A 15,672-nucleotide genomic window follows, 5' to 3' on the forward strand; every position below is an offset into this window, starting at 1 on the left:
TTAATTTTACTTATATCATAATTCCAATGTATAGTAAAAATATAAATATTTAAATTCATTTACATAGTTAATAAGGAGCGATTCAATTGGAAAGAGTAGTAGGAACTGTTGTCAGAGGTTTGCGTGGGCCGATCATCAATCAAGGGGATAACATTGAACAAATCGTTGTAGATAGCGTGTTAAAAGCTTCCGAAGTGGAAGGCTTTCAAATCAATGATAAAGACATCGTCACGATCACCGAATCGATCGTTGCACGCGCTCAAGGAAACTACGCAACGATTGATCACATTGCCGCCGACGTTCGTTCTAAATTCGGGGACGATACTATCGGTGTGATCTTCCCTATTTTAAGCCGTAACCGTTTTGCGAACTGTCTTCACGGTATTGCCAAAGGCGCGAAAAAAATCGTCTTAATGCTTAGCTACCCTTCTGATGAAGTCGGCAACCATTTAGTTGAAATCGACAGACTCGACGAAAAAGGTGTAAATCCTTGGACAGATGTGTTAACAGAACAAGAGTTCCGCGAGCATTTCGGCTATAATAAGCATACCTTTACAGGCGTTGATTACATTGAATACTACAAATCCATTGTTGAGGAACACGGTGTTGAATGCGAAGTGATCTTCTCGAACAACGCGAAAACGATTTTGAACTACACAAAGAGTGTGCTCACTTGTGATATTCATACAAGATTCCGTACAAAACGAATCTTGAAAGAACATGGTGGCGAGAAAATTTATAATTTAGACGACATTTTATCCGAGTCTATTGATGGCAGTGGCTATAACGAAAACTACGGTCTGCTTGGATCGAATAAAGCAACAGAAGACAGCGTAAAATTATTTCCGCATACTTGCCAGCCAATCGTGGATAAGATCCAGCAAATGCTGAAAGAAAAAACAGGAAAAACAGTAGAAGTAATGATTTATGGAGACGGTGCTTTCAAAGATCCTGTCGGAAAGATTTGGGAACTTGCAGATCCCGTCGTTTCCCCTGCTTACACAGCTGGACTTGATGGCACACCAAACGAAGTAAAATTAAAATATTTAGCGGATAATAACTTTGCTGATTTACAAGGCGAAGAGCTAAAAGCAGCGATCACTGAGTTTATTAATAATAAAGAGGAAGACCTAGTCGGAGCGATGGAAGCTCAAGGGACAACACCGAGAAAATTGACAGATCTGATCGGCTCTTTATCTGATTTGACTTCAGGAAGTGGCGATAAAGGAACACCAATTATCTATATTCAAGGTTATTTTGATAACTATACTCATTAATTTTTAAGGGACCTGCGGAATGCGATCTTCTTCGGGTCCCTGATTTTTTATTTCACGTTATTTCAATAAAAATATACAACATGCAAAGAGTTTAACAACAAGATCCCCTAATTGAATCATGAAAGATTTATCTTACATATTTCTTACTTATATATCCTATTACTGATTTATTGTTAACAACATATTTGACTTTGAACCAGCCATAATTTGTATTATCATCATCAATGATATCAACTCTTGTACCATATGGAATAACTTTTAGCACCTTAGATTTTGTATTTGGTGCCGCTCTTAAATTCAAGCCATTTGTGCTGTCAATCATCGCAAAATCTAATGAAAGATAATTGGGCGATATATATTTTGTCTGAACATATCCTTGAACAGTCTTATTGTTAGCCTTTTTATGAGCCACTTGAACCCAGTTATTAGCAACAAATTTTTTGACTACGAAAGTGTTCGGTATTCCAGGACCACCGTCATTTTCATTTCCAGCCCACCTTTTTATTGTCTCGACCTTTTTACCATTTGGTTTATTATAAACATTCACATTAGCACTTGTTATATAAACTGTATAATTAGACTTAGGGCTATTGGTAGCAGCAAGCACATTATCGGTTGAACTCAACGAAAATAAACTTATGATCAAGGTTAAAACTATAAGAAAAAAACGTTTATTCATGAAATAGCTTCCTCCTTATTAGGTAATATTCACTTTTTAATCACAGAAAAAACATTTCCAAGATGTAAGTTATTTTAGTTATTTCCATACAAGCAACAGAACGCAATACTACTGTAATATCTTTTGAGAATTGCTATCCTTCTCTTTCTTTTGTAATTGACGTTCTATTGTAACAATAATTATTGCTTGAACTAAAATTGCTAGCAATAGAAGAAACAGGTGCGTGACTTGGTATTGAACCATAGAAACTAAATAAAAAATAGGCGCAGAACATAACAAGGAAACATATTGATTTTTAGTTAGGATGTGAATAATTGTTGAGAGACAAGATGTAATCAGCAATAACTCTAGAATAAAACCTACAGATTCAACACCTAACATATTTTGCAGTTCATAAATATATGTCAACTCCCATCCCCCTTTCGAGTTGAAATGGTATTAAACAGCATCCTCTCTTAGTTATAATATTATCCATTTATATCAAATACCCTCTTTAATTTGGAATTATTTTCATTTTGAATACCCTCTCCCTAACAACGTTTGTATATTTCCCCATGTCTGGACTAATATCTGCGGTTTTGTTGTTAGTCTCCTATACTCTCTTTCTACTGTATCTTTTACTAAAAGCAAAGCGGATTCAACTCAATATAACCTATGATCATATTTGTAAAATTTTCACACATCTTATGATCGTTACAATTCTAGGTGGTATGTGCTACTTTTAATATAAAAACTCCCCCGTGTGCTAGTATTCTGGTTCGTGAACCAAAAATATTTTAGCACCTCGGGGGAGTTTTTTAATACCACACTGATATACATGTGACAAATCCAACAATAACACTGTAAAAAATCAACAACTTCCCTTTACAAAAAGACTCTTCCACTTCTTCTCCACTTTGTTTGTCATAATTGTTTAATAAACATTGCACTGGTTAATTGAAACCTCTTAATCATTAGATCCAGCAATTTTACCCGCTATTCTTCCTGAACAAACTTCACTTCATCATATCCGCAATGATGACAGTGCATTAAATGAGGACAAATTTGATCCTTCGCAGTATTGGAGTAGCCGTCACCCATCTTTACTGTTTCTTGATCATTACAATGACCATAAGGGTCTAAAAAATCGGATACTTTGCCTAAGTCGGCTAATCGGGAACGACATTTTGGACAATACACTTCCGATTCCTTAAATGCGTTACATAAAGGACATATGTTCATTCGTATCACCTCTTTTTTCTCTCAAATTTAGTATTCGTTTTTTTATGGATGCTATGTAGGATACATGAGATGATCGCACGTTAATAAAAAACTTAATTTCCTCTTATAATCATCCACTCCTTTTTTAGATCACTGCATTTACTAGTATTAAGGAAGGAGGTGCTCAATTTGAGTCAGCAAGATTTTCATCGTTTTACCCAAAGTCTGGTAGGACAAGAAGTTGAAGTTATAACAACTGAAGGTACCTATTCAGGAACCCTCTTATCTGTGGGGAGTGATTCTATTGTTTTACAAACTAGAATGAATGGGCGTTTAGTACGCTTAGCTATTCGAATCGCCTTAATTGTCGCGCTTTTTCGATTAATAAGCGGCCATAGGGGCCCTGTTTGGGGACAGCCTCATGAAAACAGATCAAAATCTAACAAGCATCATGACGACTATCATTATTAGCTAAAACAAGTATAAAATCATCTTTAGATCCTCCATAATTCCATACTGTCTAAAAGTCAAGAGTAATCTTGGCTTTTTTCTTTTATACTATATAACAGCAAAGCCACCTAACATGCTTGGCGCAAATACAAAATATAATCAATTCGTCCTTCTTCTTTGTCATTCTTGCTCAACTAAACCCAGTATGAACTTTGTATATCGGATTCTTTTAACATACTGTACAAGATGAAATTTTAAAATGGATTACACAAGTCCAGCTTTCTCCAACTCCCTTAGCACGAATGGCCTATTGTGAAAAAGTTTTAATAAACGAGATAAAATTAGGACTGAACCAAACCGTTATTCTCGGAGCTGGATTAGATACATTTTGTTTTCGTCATCCAGAATTAATAAAACATCTGGAAATATTTGAAGTTGACTATCCATCTATGCAACAGTTTAAACAAGAAAGGCTCGCAAATGCACAACTAGAAATTCCAAATAACCTTCACTTTATTTCGATGGATTTTACTAAACAATTTTCCAACGAAGGATTAGTTAAAAAGGGATTTAAAAATCAAAAAACCTTTTTTAGTTTTTTAGGCGTTTCCTATTATTTAACTAAGGATGAAATAAAAAGTTTGCTTAAGAGTTTATTTACTAATCTCCCGTCAGGCAGTTCGATCGTCTTTGATTATGCAGACGAAAACCTATTCCACGAAAAAGGATTATCAAACAGAGTAGAGAACATGGTAAAACTAGCCGCTGCTGGTGGAGAACCTATGAAATCGTGTTTCTCCTACATTGAAATCGAGAAATTTTTGAAGGATATTGGATTACTCATATATGAACACTTATCTCCCACCAAAATAAATGAACGATTTTTTAGTAATCGAACGGATTATTTAACCGCATTTGAAACGATTCATTACATTCATGCGGTAAAAAAATAATAGTCTATTCATGTTGCCGCTCAATACTTAAGATGATTGAGCGGTTTTTTATTTACTCATATTTATCCCGCATTTCCGGTCATAATCTTTTATCTTCTCCATTCACCTCAATAGCTCCCCACTAAAATAATTGGTATAATTAGGATCAACAGGAAAATAATATTCCAGCTATCGCACTTCTCATCAAAATGGAGGCTCCTCTATGAACAAAGATCTTTTTTACAAAATATTATGGGCGCTCCCGGTTATTTTTGCCATACATAATGGTGAAGAACTTCCCCAGTTAGAAAACTGGACAAATGAACATTTAGCAGATAAGTCTTTTGCATTTTTGCGAGAGCTATATTCTTTTCACTCGTTAGCGTTTGCGATGATTATGTTAACAGTTGTTGTGACGGTCGTGGTCATCCTCGAATATAAACTTAGAAACAAGCTCACCTTCACCTTAACAATGCTAAGTGCCTGTTTATTGCTTATTAATGGATTGACTCACATCGTTCAATCGATGATTTTTCAAAGCTATATGCCTGGATTAATATCTGCGGTTTTGTTGTTAATTCCATATATGTCCTTTGTATTGTACCTGTCAATGAAAGCGAATCGTATTCGATTAAAAACAATTGGTTTATATCTTGTTATTAGCGTCATTGTGATGGTACCGATTATTTTTATTTTTCTAATTCTATCAAGGTGGGTCATAAGATGAAGGAAAATGTAAACATACCAAACGAGGTAAATTCATTATTACTAGATTATACGAACTTGCTGAAGGCTGAATTGTCTGATGTGATCTATGGCGTTTACCTCTATGGTTCAATCGCTCTATCAGCATTTGATGAACGAAAGAGTGATGTCGATTTTATAACGATTTTAAAAAGAAGTTTAACAAATACAGAGTTAGATCGTTTAAGTAGACTTCATCAGAAAGTGAAAAAAATAAATCCTCTTGCCGAGAAACTGGTGTGTCGAATATGCATTACAAACGCTACCAAACAAATGGAATGTACTATTTAAAGAAGTTTTGCGATTACGACAGGGAGAGAATACAAGTTCGTTTTTTTCGTCAAGGTGGAAAAGAGCGAAAGAAACAAAGAAATTTCTACTGTATATGATTAATGACTGTAACGTGAAATATATAAACAATAACGTAAAGGAATAGGCTTTAGATCTTTCATTTTTACAAGACTAGAAATGGAGCTTTTTTATTTAATAGAAAGGAAGAAAGCGATTGTCTATTTTTGAAGCGATTAAAGCAAAAGAATGGGAAAAAGTAATCGAGCTAGCAAAAGGTGAACAGCGAGATTCTCAAGATACTTATTTGCGTACACCACTACATGTGATGATTACTCACAAATGTCCGACGAATTGGATAGAAGCCTATCTTCAGCTGAAGCCTAATCTTGAAATAAAAGATAAACTCGGTGAGACAGTTCTTAGTAAAGCGATTAAGTTTGGAAATAGCGAGGTAGTGGAACTGCTCATTCAATATGGAGTACAGTTGAATCATCCGAAAGGTATTCGTTATACCCCATGGTACCAAGCGCGCTATGATAAAAAGATAGCTGATCTTTTAATCGAGACAGAAGGTGCCTTTCGATTAACTTTAACAAAACAAGAACAATCCTTGATTGATGAACTGCTATATGAAGAATCAGCGACGATTCTTATGAAAAAATTAGAATATTTGAATTCGCCGGAGCTCATTCATGCTTATGTGATGCAGTTTAATTGGGACGATGACTTGTGGCCGCTCGAATGGTTACTACATAACCGAACGGTTCACCTTGTAACAACGCTGGAAATGTATGACCTTCTCGGAGTCAATGAAATTTTAGAAGATACTGCTTATCGATCAGAGGAAGCTTACCAGCTCGCTCTTAAAATCATAGACCAGCTTCCAGGGGGAAAATAAAATGACCATATGGGTAAAAGAGTGCCTGCAACAAATCGACGACATAGTGTTAGCGATGAAAGATGCAGGGATGGACATTGTTCGTTGAAAAAGCGGAAGGAATGAGTGACAGTGAGCTGACAGAACTAGAACAACAGCTTAGAGTCACCCTGCCTCAACAGTTATGGGAGCTATTGCAAGGCTGTCGCAGTCTCACTTATTTTTGGGATTTGCCGGACTCTGTCATGGAACCGGATACTTTACCAGCTATGAGTGGAGAAATGGGATGGAGCTCTATCGAAGTCGGCTGGTTTGAGGACCCTATAGATATGGAATGTGTGGGAGAATCAGATGACCGGCGGTACCTTTCCTTCAGCAGCTCTAGAGCGAGTAACCCAGTGATGTTAGACGCAAAGAATAATTTTTCTGTTGTCTGTTTCTTACATGAAGAAGGCGAAATCGTCACTTTAGCACCAAATTTAGAAACTTTTATTCAAATAATTATTCAACTGTATGGAGCTTGGATTTGGAACTGGACGGACGTGACAAATGAACATGGCATTGACTTAAAATGTGAAGCACTGCAACAGTGGCAAACATGGATGACTCGCTTTCTAACTGCTTCATTGGAAGAAGTGACAGGCTTAGAAAAATTAATTGAGTACACTCTTTATCATGGAATTGAATCCAAAAAAATTCAACAAGCATATCAAGTTTATGAACCAATTGAAATTTTCGACGCTTGGTATGATCGAATGGTTCGTGATCCATCACATTTTTCCTATTGGACCAAAATGATGGGAACTACCGCCAAAGAAGGGGCGGCGGATTGGGTACGATCGTTATGGGAGACGAACGTGTTTGGCATGTACTTAAACAGTGAGGATCCAGTGATTCAAACGGAAGATGAATTAAGAATCATTCGAGCTCGTTTAAGTTATCATGCCTTACCGGAGAAGGAAGCACTTGATCGCATTTTTCAAGATTTAGAGCTTCAAGCTTTAACATATAAACAAAAGATGAATGGGTTTGATGCAAATGCCCAATTAGCTAGGTTTCATTCTCACCGAGTCATTGCATGGATGAAATCATGGGTACGAAATCCGATCGACGGCTGGGATTCTTTATTTGCCAGCTCCAACCCGACTGCAGCAATCATGATGGAGTGGCTGGAAGAATCAGAGATTTGTGAGAAAGTCGCAGTGAGTGCCCTACTGATTATGTTGAAAAAAGATACTCTGCCTGTTATGAATGAAACAGAAAAAGAAGCGTTAAAAACGAAACTGATCCATATTCAAGCTCAGTCCATCTTGCGTACATATAAGCGGAAAATCGAGGAAATTATAGCAAAACTTCCTCATTAATAGAAAAAACCTGCATCGTTAATAAAGAATGATTGATGCAGGCTCTTTTTTATTTCCTAAAATAAATTTTTACATTATAAACTATATCCATAAAATTCGAAAGCACTTATATAAAAAAGACAAAAAATTGACGAAAAATTCATATTTAAAATTGACAATTTTGTGAACTTGGTGAATAATATACTTACAAGGGGGATGAACAAAATGAAATCTAAAATGAACATGCTAAATGCAGTGAAAAACACTAGCGGAGTAATTCTTTCAGTTGGAATTCTCACTTTTTTAATCGGCTTCATTGAAAGCGGTTTCAGCATTTTAACTCCAATTGGGATCGGAACCGTTGTAGGAGCAGTCTTTATCTTTCTTATGGGAGTATTCTTTGTAGCAACGGAAGAAATGATTGCTAAAAAGGAATTCCTTTCAATTAAAATGAACAATGAAGCACCAGAAAACGTTTAAATAAGGCAATATTATGCGAAAATCCACGATTACATTAAATTTGTATACACGCGCAAACATTCTGTATCACCAAACAGCACAATCTAAAAACAACACCTAAAAACAAGACCCATCCACTTAGCGGTCTTGTTTTTTTAGGTGTTGTCGTTATTTGACGAAAAATGAATGTAGAATTTCAAATATGTTTATAAGATAATAATAGATGTCGCTTTTCTTTTGCATGAACGATATTTTTTTCATTGGTTCATAGATCATTTTTCATGATTCATATGAATTACAGATGAAGTAATTGTGTTTCTATTTATTACAAAGGAAGTGGTTTTATGTTTAATCAAAAATCAAAATGGCTCAAACCGATAGTAGCTACAGCATTATCCTTATCCCTATTAGGCAGTGCCTTCGCGCCTTTTGCTAAGGAAAATATATACGCTGAAGCAGCCGCTCCTAAAACCGCCGTCACAACGAAAGTAACAGAAGTGGTAGATGGAGACACCATTAGAGTGAATTATAAGGGGAAAAAGGAAACGGTACGTCTCATCTTAGTGGATACACCGGAAACGAAAGACCCAAAAAGATGCGTACAACTTTACGGACCAGAAGCATCTAAGTTTACGAAGGACAGCCTGCTAAATAAAAACATCAAATTAGAACTAGGTGTTCAAACGCGTGACAAATATGGACGCATTCTCGCCTATGTATATCTTAATGACAAAATGTTTAATCAAACACTGTTAGAAAAGGGACTAGCTCGTCTCGCTGTATATCCGCCAAACACTCAATACTTAGATCAATTGAAAAAAGCAGAAGATACAGCTAAAAAGAAAAAGCTTGGCATTTGGTCCAATACTAACGCTGTAAATGGCGGCTGCACACTAAAGCCAGCTCCAAAACCTACTCCAGTCAAACCGAAGCCACAGCCAAAACCTACAAAGTTTAAAAACTGTACAGAGATGCGTAAAGTGTATCCAAATGGAGTGAAACGCGGCCATCCAGCTTATGAGCCTAAGCATGACCGCGATAATGACGGCTGGGCTTGTGAAAGGTAAATAGACTCTTTTAACACCTCTTTCCATGATTAAGGACAGAGGCGTTATTAATGCTATATGTTTAAGCACACTTCTTCTATTATCTACGCATTCACTTTCTATATTAAGGAATAATACGGGCAGTCTTAACGGTCTCTTCTTCTAGTACCCGAATCCCTCCAACCGTTTCATAAGCAGCTCCCAGCGCGACAAGTAAGTCTCCAGTTAAAGCGACTTTTTGCTCTTGAAGCAACTGAGTAAGATCCGTTTCGCTAATTTGACTCGTGACAGAAATCGCCTCTAATATTTGACCAATTGTTCGGATCCAAACCCCCGTCAAAATTTGCTGTTCGCCGACTCCACTTGTATCATTTTCTATTCGCAACAGCTCCGACAACCCTTTCACTTCAATAAGCTGGCCTACCACTTGAATCCATAGCCCTAAAGCCACTTCTTTTTCTAACGCTAACACTTGTTCATTTTTTTCTTTCGTGAGAGCTTCTTTCTGATTATTTGTCTGTTGCTGGCGTTTCATTCTGTTCACCACCCTATTCCTGCTCCTTTATTTTATGTAAAACATTAGGCATCGTGTTCGCTTCATCAGAAACAAGTTTGAATAAAGATAGGCTTTCTTCTTTTTTTATTTATTTCAAGCGGCTACTTTTGTCTATTGCGAATAAAAAATCAGCTGTCAACAAATACTGATCATGTATGAACTCCTTTGAGTGAAATACTCGACGAGGAGCGTGACTTCAATGAATTTTACCAACAGAATAAGGAGTGTGTTTATGGGTATTTTAAGTGGCAATCCTCAAACGGAACCGATGCATTACGGAGAAGTCTTTGCAACTTGGTCTTATTTGTTAACGACGAAAGGAGCGGTGTCTGGCTTTCAAACACATTTAAATCATGCTGGGGATGAAGACTTGAAGAAGCTGCTTCAAGAAACAATTGAACAAGCGAAACAAGAAATTCAACAGCTAGAGACATTATTAAAAGAAAACGGCGTTGGACTTCCTCCTACTCCGCCAGATCGTCCAAATGCCTGCCTCGAGGATATTCCAGTTGGAGCTAGATTTATGGACCCGGAAATCGCAGCGGCTCTGTCCATGACTTTCGCTGGCGGATTAGTGGCTTGTAGTCAGGCAATGGGACAATGTATTCGCGAAGATATTGCGATGATGTTCGGACAATTCCACATGCAAAAAGCGGCTCTTGGAGGCAAAGCATTACGACTTAATAAAGAAAAAGGCTGGCTCATTCCTCCTCCATTACATCAAAATAAATCGGAAGACTGCTAAGCACACAAGCGCCTTGTATGGGGCGCTTGTCTTTTTGATTTTACAAAGACAAATAGAAAAAATGATTGAAAACTTCTCTCAATTCCCTCATGATAATAATTGAAACCCCAAAATTCTTTTCCTTTTCTGGATAATATTTGCCGAAAATTCGGCATCTAAATGACAAAAATTCAGCACTTCTTGAACAATCAGCTTAAAAAGGAGAAATCAATGTATGCTCGTAAATGTAACGAATGCAAAAGAAATGTTTGAAGCCATTTTAAGCACGATCGACGAAGGGATTCATGTGGTAGATGCGAATGGCTTGACGATTTATTATAATCATGTGGCCGCTAAACATGATGGGTTAGCCAAAGAAGAAGTCGTTGGAAAACACTTATTAGAGGTGTTCCCCTCTTTATCCGTTGGAACGAGCACGCTAATGAAAGTATGTCAAACAGGAGAACCGATTTATAATCAGCATCAATCTTACTACAATATTCGCGGCATGCTGATTGATACAGTCAATACGACTTTGCCTATTAAAGTCAATAATGAATTAGTCGGTGCTGTTGAAATTGCAAAGGATTTAACGAAAATTAAACAATTATCGGAGAAGCTGCTCGATTTGCAAGCCAAAGTGGAGACAACGAAACAGCAGTCCAAGTCAGCGAATCACCAAACGGGCGCTAGCTTTCATATGACTGACATCATTACAAATGATACAGCCTTTAATGATTTAAAAGAAAAAGCGACCAAGGTAGCTGCGACAACTTCCCCTATTTTAATTTATGGTGAAACAGGGACCGGAAAGGAATTACTTGTGCAATCGATTCACAATGCCTCCCCCCGTCGAACGAAGCCTTTTATTGCTCAAAACTGTGCGGCGATCCCCTCCTCGCTGCTTGAAAGTATTTTATTCGGAACAGCAAAAGGAAGCTATACAGGAGCGATGGACCGGCCTGGTTTGTTTGAGCTAGCGGACGGCGGCACATTGTTTTTAGATGAATTAAATTCGATGCCGCTCGATGTTCAGGCAAAACTGCTACGGGTATTGCAAAACGGCATCATACGAAGAGTTGGCGGAACGAAGGAGTTTGCCGTAAATGTAAGGATTATTGCTGCGCTAAACGAACCTGCCGAACAATGTGTCCAGGAAAAAACATTGCGCTCAGACCTCTACTATCGCTTAAATGTCATTCAGCTTCAGCTTCCGCCGCTCAAAGATCGAAAAGACGATATTCCTTTACTGATGGATCACTTTATTCAAAAATATAATTTCCGCTTCGGCAAACTGGTCACGAAAACAACGACGGAAGTAAAGGACACCCTGGCCCACTACCATTGGCCCGGCAATGTTCGTGAACTAGAACATGCGATTGAATCCGCGATGAACTTAGTAGAGAGCGATATCATTAAAAAGGAACATCTCCCGCCGCACATTCTTGAAAGCGATTGCATATCACTGAAAGCAGAAACGCCTTCTTTACAGCCTCTACGCCAAGCATTAGCCGAAACAGAAGAACAGTTAATTCATTTGGCGCTAGAAGAGACAAACGGAAATATCCAGCAAGCAGCCAAACTGTTAAAGATTCCACGGCAAACGTTGCAATACAAATTAACGAAACTAAGTTTTTCTTGACACACCGCCGAATTTCCGGCGGTGTTCTTCGCTTTTTCCCATATTTTTCTCATACATTCTTTGTTAGCTTCCCGATCCATTCATTTGTTTTCCTTATTATATCAACCCTCCTTCGAATTGTGTCTAAATTATGGCATGGAATTTGCTATAGAAAAGTGACCGTACAAATACATCACTTAACGTGTATAGGAGGAAAAAAATATGAATCTTACATTAACAACCTTTGCTCCATCGATCAACTCTTCTGTCAATCATCAAGAAGCGCCGCTGTATGAAGCGCTTTGTTCATATGAAAAAAGTCAGCGCACTTCCCTTCACGTGCCCGGACATAAAGATGGACGCGTATTTGATGAAGCAGCGCTCGATCGTTTTGCAAGCATCCTAAAAATTGATGCGACAGAATCAAAAGGCATTGATGATCTTCATCACCCAACCGATTTCATTAAAGATGCACAATTGTTAGCCGCAGATGCTTTCGGAGCAGACCATACCTTTTTTCTTGTAGGAGGAAGCACGATTGGAAATATCGGAATTGCTCTTACTTTATGCGGCCCTGGCGATAAGATCTTAGTACAGCGCAACATGCATAAATCTGTCTTCCACGGACTCATGCTAGCGGGCGCTCACCCAATTTTCATCGCTCCAGCTATTGAATCCACGACAAAAGTAGCGAAAGTATCTGATTTTGATTTTATCGAGAAAGCGTTAAAGGAACATCCGGATGTGAAAGCTGTATGGATTACTAACCCTAATTACTACGGAATGAGCCAAGATATTTCTCATTTAGTCGATACTTGTCACCAGGCAGGAGTACCATTAATTGTCGATGAAGCTCATGGTGCGCATTTCGGACAATCGGATTTCGTACCTCCTTCCGCTCTTTCTAAAGGAGCAGACCTTGTTGTCCAATCCACTCACAAAATGTTAACGGCCATGACAATGGCTTCTATGCTCCATGTCAAAGGAGATCTCGTTTCTCGTGAACGATTGGCGCAAGTGTTAGGGATGATTCAATCAACGAGCCCTTCCTACCCGCTGTTGGCTTCTCTTGATTTGGCCAGACGTTATTTAGTCACACATGGACGTGAGCAATTAACGGAAACAGCACACCGTTTAGAGAAAAGACGAGCGGAGTTAACACCCGAATTGAAAACGCTTTCTATTTGGGGCGGCAGTGATGAAGTCGATTATCGAGATCCTCTTAAATGGATTATATCTAGTGACAATGAAGCCATCTCCGGTTACCAGCTGCTCGACTTATTTTATGAGCAGGGCTGTACAGCAGAGATCAGCGACCCGCGCAATATCGTCTTTTTATTCTCCTTAAATGAAGAAGTAGAGGATATTGACAAAGTCGTGACAGCCATTCAAGCGATCGATCAGAAGCTTCAACAATGGCCGATAATGGAATCCAACAAAGGAGAAACTGTGCTGTTCGCTCAAGAAGGAACGCTCTATCAACAAGAGATTTCCCTTCATGAAGCCTTTCATATGCCTCGCAAAAGAGTAGCTCTAAAAGATGCGGTCGGTGCTTTAGCTGGGGAAATGGTGCTTCCTTACCCACCTGGCATTCCATTGTTGACACCAGGAGAAAAAATCACTGCGACCCATGTTGAAACAATTGAGCAGCTAACGGCCATGGGGGCATACTTCCAAAGCCCTTCGGATGATACGATGCAGTCGATTTATGTTCTACGTTAACAATAGCGGTGGATTTTACCTAATGACATGTAACAAAGATCGAATTATGATGTAAAGAAAATATCTCTATTAATATAAGGAATCCGAAATAGGTACCATCGAGAAACGTTTAAGCAGGTTGCGGAGAAACGTTTCTCGCAAAAATAAAATGAGTAAAGGAGGGGAAACCGTTTTGTCAAAACAAGCAGCACTATAAACAATCAAACGGTACAAACTCATTGATATTTATAGGTTTTGGCAGCGGATCACTATATGCAAAGTAACGCCTCACAATCAACGGTTGTCGTTTCAAATGACAGTCATCAAGAAACACCGCAAGAGCTCAAACGTCATTTAAAATCTAGACACTTAACGATGATCGCCCTTGGAGGGACGATCGGAACAGGATTATTTCTTGCCAGTGGCAACGCTATTCATACAGCGGGACCAGGCGGCGCTCTGCTGGCTTATGCGATTATTGGGTTTATGGTCTATTTTGTTATGACAAGTTTGGCGGAGATGGCCGCCTTCTTACCGGTATCAGGATCATTTAGCACATATGCGACACGTTTTGTGGATCCAGCACTCGGATTTGCTCTCGGCTGGAATTACTGGTACAACTGGGCGATTACGATTGCTTCTGAGCTAGCAGCTGTCGCGTTGCTGATGAAGTTTTGGTTCCCGGATAGTCCTTCTATTATATGGAGCGGCCTATGTTTAACGCTGATCTTTTTATTAAATTACATGTCAGTTAAAGGATTTGGAGAATCTGAATACTGGTTTTCCATGATTAAAGTCGCTACCGTCATTATTTTTCTAGTGATGGGTGTTATGATGATTTTCGGCATTATCGGCGGCGAATATGTCGGCTTCAAGAACTTTACCATTGGCGATGCCCCATTCCATGGCGGATTTATGGCCATTTTAGGGATCTTCATGGCTGCCGGATACTCTTTCCAAGGAACAGAGTTATTCGGAGTAGCCGCTGGAGAAACCGATAACCCTAGTCAATCGATTCCAAAAGCTGTTCGACAAGTATTTTGGCGTATTTTATTATTTTATATTTTTGCCATTTTAGTCATCAGCTTGCTCATTCCATATATGACACCGAGCTTGGCGAATGATGATGTCACAGTGAGCCCTTTCACTCTAGTATTTGAACAAGCTGGAATTGCCTTTGCTGCTTCTGTTATGAATGCGATTATTTTAACATCGGTTCTTTCAGCTGGTAGCTCTGGCTTGTACGCCTCTACACGAATGCTCAGAGATCTAGCAAAAGAAGGAAAAGCCCCGAAGTTTTTAGCAAAGCTCGATCATCGCGGCGTTCCTGTACGTGCCTTGATCGTCACTTCTCTCGTTGGAACACTAGCTTTCCTCGCTTCTCTCTTCGGAGATGGAGTTGTTTATATTTGGTTATTAAATGCATCCGGAATGTCAGGCTTTATTGCTTGGCTTGGTATTTCCATTAGCCATTACCGCTTCCGTAAAGCTTATATTGCTCAAGGCCGTGATTTGAACGAACTTCCCTATCAAGCAAAGTGGTTCCCATTTGGTCCTCTTTTTGCCTTTGGGCTATGTTTCATTGTCATTTTGGGGCAAAACTATAACGCCTTCACTAATGGAGAAATTGATTGGAACGGAGCCCTTGTTTCTTACATCGGCCTTCCGCTATTCTTATTCATATGGCTTGGCTATAAATGGTCGAAAAAAACAAAAGTCGTCCCTCTTAATCAATGTAATTTTAACCGAGAATAAAAGATAAATAGGCTGCT

General features: G+C 38.6%; 16 protein-coding genes and 1 pseudogene. 13 read left to right on the plus strand and 4 right to left on the minus strand.

The genetic code is table 11. The annotated features are described in order from the left end of the window. Positions 1-86: 86 nt before the first annotated feature. Positions 87-1,277: a coenzyme F420-0:L-glutamate ligase gene (locus IRB43_RS11840; RefSeq protein ID WP_203363695.1), complete on the plus strand. Its 1,191-nt coding sequence runs from the start codon at positions 87-89 to the stop codon at positions 1,275-1,277. A 127-nt stretch (positions 1,278-1,404) separates the two neighbouring features. Here the strand turns inward: IRB43_RS11840 and IRB43_RS11845 are convergent, their stop codons facing one another. The 3 genes from IRB43_RS11845 to IRB43_RS11855 form a co-directional block, all read right to left on the minus strand. Then, a complete protein-coding gene (locus tag IRB43_RS11845) occupies positions 1,405-1,956 on the minus strand; it encodes an SH3 domain-containing protein (RefSeq protein ID WP_203363696.1) in 552 nt (183 codons plus the stop codon). 108 nt (positions 1,957-2,064) lie between these two features. Continuing rightward, positions 2,065-2,364, minus strand: a complete 300-nt coding sequence (locus IRB43_RS11850) for a hypothetical protein (RefSeq protein WP_203363697.1) — start codon at positions 2,362-2,364, stop codon at positions 2,065-2,067. A gap of 567 nt (positions 2,365-2,931) precedes the next feature. Next, complete coding sequence (locus tag IRB43_RS11855) at positions 2,932-3,177, minus strand: hypothetical protein (RefSeq protein WP_203363698.1); 246 nt, start codon at positions 3,175-3,177, stop codon at positions 2,932-2,934. Positions 3,178-3,345: 168 nt separating this feature from the next. Here IRB43_RS11855 and IRB43_RS11860 point away from each other — a divergent pair, with 168 nt between their 5' ends. The 8 genes and pseudogenes from IRB43_RS11860 to IRB43_RS11895 all read left to right on the plus strand — a co-directional run bounded on the left by IRB43_RS11860 (position 3,346) and on the right by IRB43_RS11895 (position 9,319). Further along, positions 3,346-3,627, plus strand: a complete 282-nt coding sequence (locus IRB43_RS11860) for a DUF2642 domain-containing protein (RefSeq protein ID WP_203363699.1) — start codon at positions 3,346-3,348, stop codon at positions 3,625-3,627. 227 nt (positions 3,628-3,854) lie between these two features. After that, a pseudogene (locus IRB43_RS11865) lies at positions 3,855-4,559 on the plus strand (class I SAM-dependent methyltransferase); the annotation flags it as partial. 202 nt (positions 4,560-4,761) lie between these two features. Beyond that, positions 4,762-5,265, plus strand: coding sequence for an HXXEE domain-containing protein (locus IRB43_RS11870; RefSeq protein WP_203363700.1), 504 nt, complete (start codon positions 4,762-4,764; stop codon positions 5,263-5,265). Continuing rightward, a complete protein-coding gene (locus tag IRB43_RS11875) occupies positions 5,262-5,573 on the plus strand; it encodes a nucleotidyltransferase domain-containing protein (RefSeq protein WP_343070868.1) in 312 nt (103 codons plus the stop codon). Before IRB43_RS11870 ends, IRB43_RS11875 begins: the two co-directional genes overlap by 4 nt. Positions 5,574-5,787: 214 nt before the next feature. Then, the gene (locus IRB43_RS11880; protein WP_203363701.1) at positions 5,788-6,471 is read left to right on the plus strand and encodes an ankyrin repeat domain-containing protein; all 684 of its coding nucleotides are present in this window, start codon (positions 5,788-5,790) and stop codon (positions 6,469-6,471) included. A 77-nt stretch (positions 6,472-6,548) separates the two neighbouring features. After that, complete coding sequence (locus IRB43_RS11885) at positions 6,549-7,814, plus strand: SMI1/KNR4 family protein (protein ID WP_203363702.1); 1,266 nt, start codon at positions 6,549-6,551, stop codon at positions 7,812-7,814. 204 nt (positions 7,815-8,018) lie between these two features. Next, positions 8,019-8,273 carry a hypothetical protein gene (locus IRB43_RS11890; protein ID WP_203363703.1) on the plus strand — a complete coding sequence of 85 codons (255 nt, stop codon included), beginning with the start codon at positions 8,019-8,021 and terminating at the stop codon, positions 8,271-8,273. 323 nt (positions 8,274-8,596) lie between these two features. Then, on the plus strand, positions 8,597-9,319 hold the full coding sequence (locus IRB43_RS11895; protein WP_203363829.1) for a thermonuclease family protein: 723 nt from the start codon (positions 8,597-8,599) through the stop codon (positions 9,317-9,319). A 103-nt stretch (positions 9,320-9,422) separates the two neighbouring features. On the opposite strand, the gene IRB43_RS11900 is transcribed toward IRB43_RS11895, so the two are convergent. Next, positions 9,423-9,833 carry a hypothetical protein gene (locus IRB43_RS11900; RefSeq protein ID WP_203363704.1) on the minus strand — a complete coding sequence of 137 codons (411 nt, stop codon included), beginning with the start codon at positions 9,831-9,833 and terminating at the stop codon, positions 9,423-9,425. Positions 9,834-10,086: 253 nt separating this feature from the next. On the opposite strand from IRB43_RS11900, the gene IRB43_RS11905 reads away from it, so the two are divergent. The 4 genes from IRB43_RS11905 (at position 10,087) to IRB43_RS11920 (ending at position 15,655) form a co-directional block, all read left to right on the plus strand. After that, positions 10,087-10,599 (plus strand): DUF3231 family protein, encoded by a 513-nt coding sequence (locus tag IRB43_RS11905; protein WP_203363705.1) that lies wholly within the window; start codon positions 10,087-10,089, stop codon positions 10,597-10,599. Between the two features lie 214 nt (positions 10,600-10,813). Then, positions 10,814-12,220 (plus strand): sigma-54 interaction domain-containing protein, encoded by a 1,407-nt coding sequence (locus tag IRB43_RS11910; protein WP_203363706.1) that lies wholly within the window; start codon positions 10,814-10,816, stop codon positions 12,218-12,220. 201 nt (positions 12,221-12,421) lie between these two features. Next, on the plus strand, positions 12,422-13,921 hold the full coding sequence (locus IRB43_RS11915) for an aminotransferase class I/II-fold pyridoxal phosphate-dependent enzyme (protein ID WP_203363707.1): 1,500 nt from the start codon (positions 12,422-12,424) through the stop codon (positions 13,919-13,921). 252 nt (positions 13,922-14,173) lie between these two features. Then, positions 14,174-15,655 (plus strand): amino acid permease, encoded by a 1,482-nt coding sequence (locus tag IRB43_RS11920; protein ID WP_203363708.1) that lies wholly within the window; start codon positions 14,174-14,176, stop codon positions 15,653-15,655. The last annotated feature ends 17 nt before the right edge of the window (positions 15,656-15,672 follow it).

It is taken from the genome of Bacillus sp. REN10 (genome assembly GCF_016820555.1).
GTDB lineage: Bacteria > Bacillota > Bacilli > Bacillales > Domibacillaceae > Bacillus_CE.

Bases quoted from the DNA above. Each gene is read 5' to 3' on its own strand.
- IRB43_RS11915 (WP_203363707.1), top strand. From the start codon at position 12,422: ATGAATCTTACATTAACAACCTTTGCTCCATCGATCAACTCTTCTGTC.
- IRB43_RS11910 (WP_203363706.1), top strand. From the start codon at position 10,814: ATGCTCGTAAATGTAACGAATGCAAAAGAAATGTTTGAAGCCATTTTA.
- IRB43_RS11895 (WP_203363829.1), top strand. From the start codon at position 8,597: ATGTTTAATCAAAAATCAAAATGGCTCAAACCGATAGTAGCTACAGCA.
- IRB43_RS11905 (WP_203363705.1), top strand. From the start codon at position 10,087: ATGGGTATTTTAAGTGGCAATCCTCAAACGGAACCGATGCATTACGGA.
- IRB43_RS11870 (WP_203363700.1), top strand. From the start codon at position 4,762: ATGAACAAAGATCTTTTTTACAAAATATTATGGGCGCTCCCGGTTATT.
- IRB43_RS11855 (WP_203363698.1), bottom strand. From the start codon at position 3,177: ATGAACATATGTCCTTTATGTAACGCATTTAAGGAATCGGAAGTGTAT.
- IRB43_RS11900 (WP_203363704.1), bottom strand. From the start codon at position 9,833: ATGAAACGCCAGCAACAGACAAATAATCAGAAAGAAGCTCTCACGAAA.
- IRB43_RS11845 (WP_203363696.1), bottom strand. From the start codon at position 1,956: ATGAATAAACGTTTTTTTCTTATAGTTTTAACCTTGATCATAAGTTTA.
- IRB43_RS11920 (WP_203363708.1), top strand. From the start codon at position 14,174: ATGCAAAGTAACGCCTCACAATCAACGGTTGTCGTTTCAAATGACAGT.
- IRB43_RS11875 (WP_343070868.1), top strand. From the start codon at position 5,262: ATGAAGGAAAATGTAAACATACCAAACGAGGTAAATTCATTATTACTA.
- IRB43_RS11890 (WP_203363703.1), top strand. From the start codon at position 8,019: ATGAAATCTAAAATGAACATGCTAAATGCAGTGAAAAACACTAGCGGA.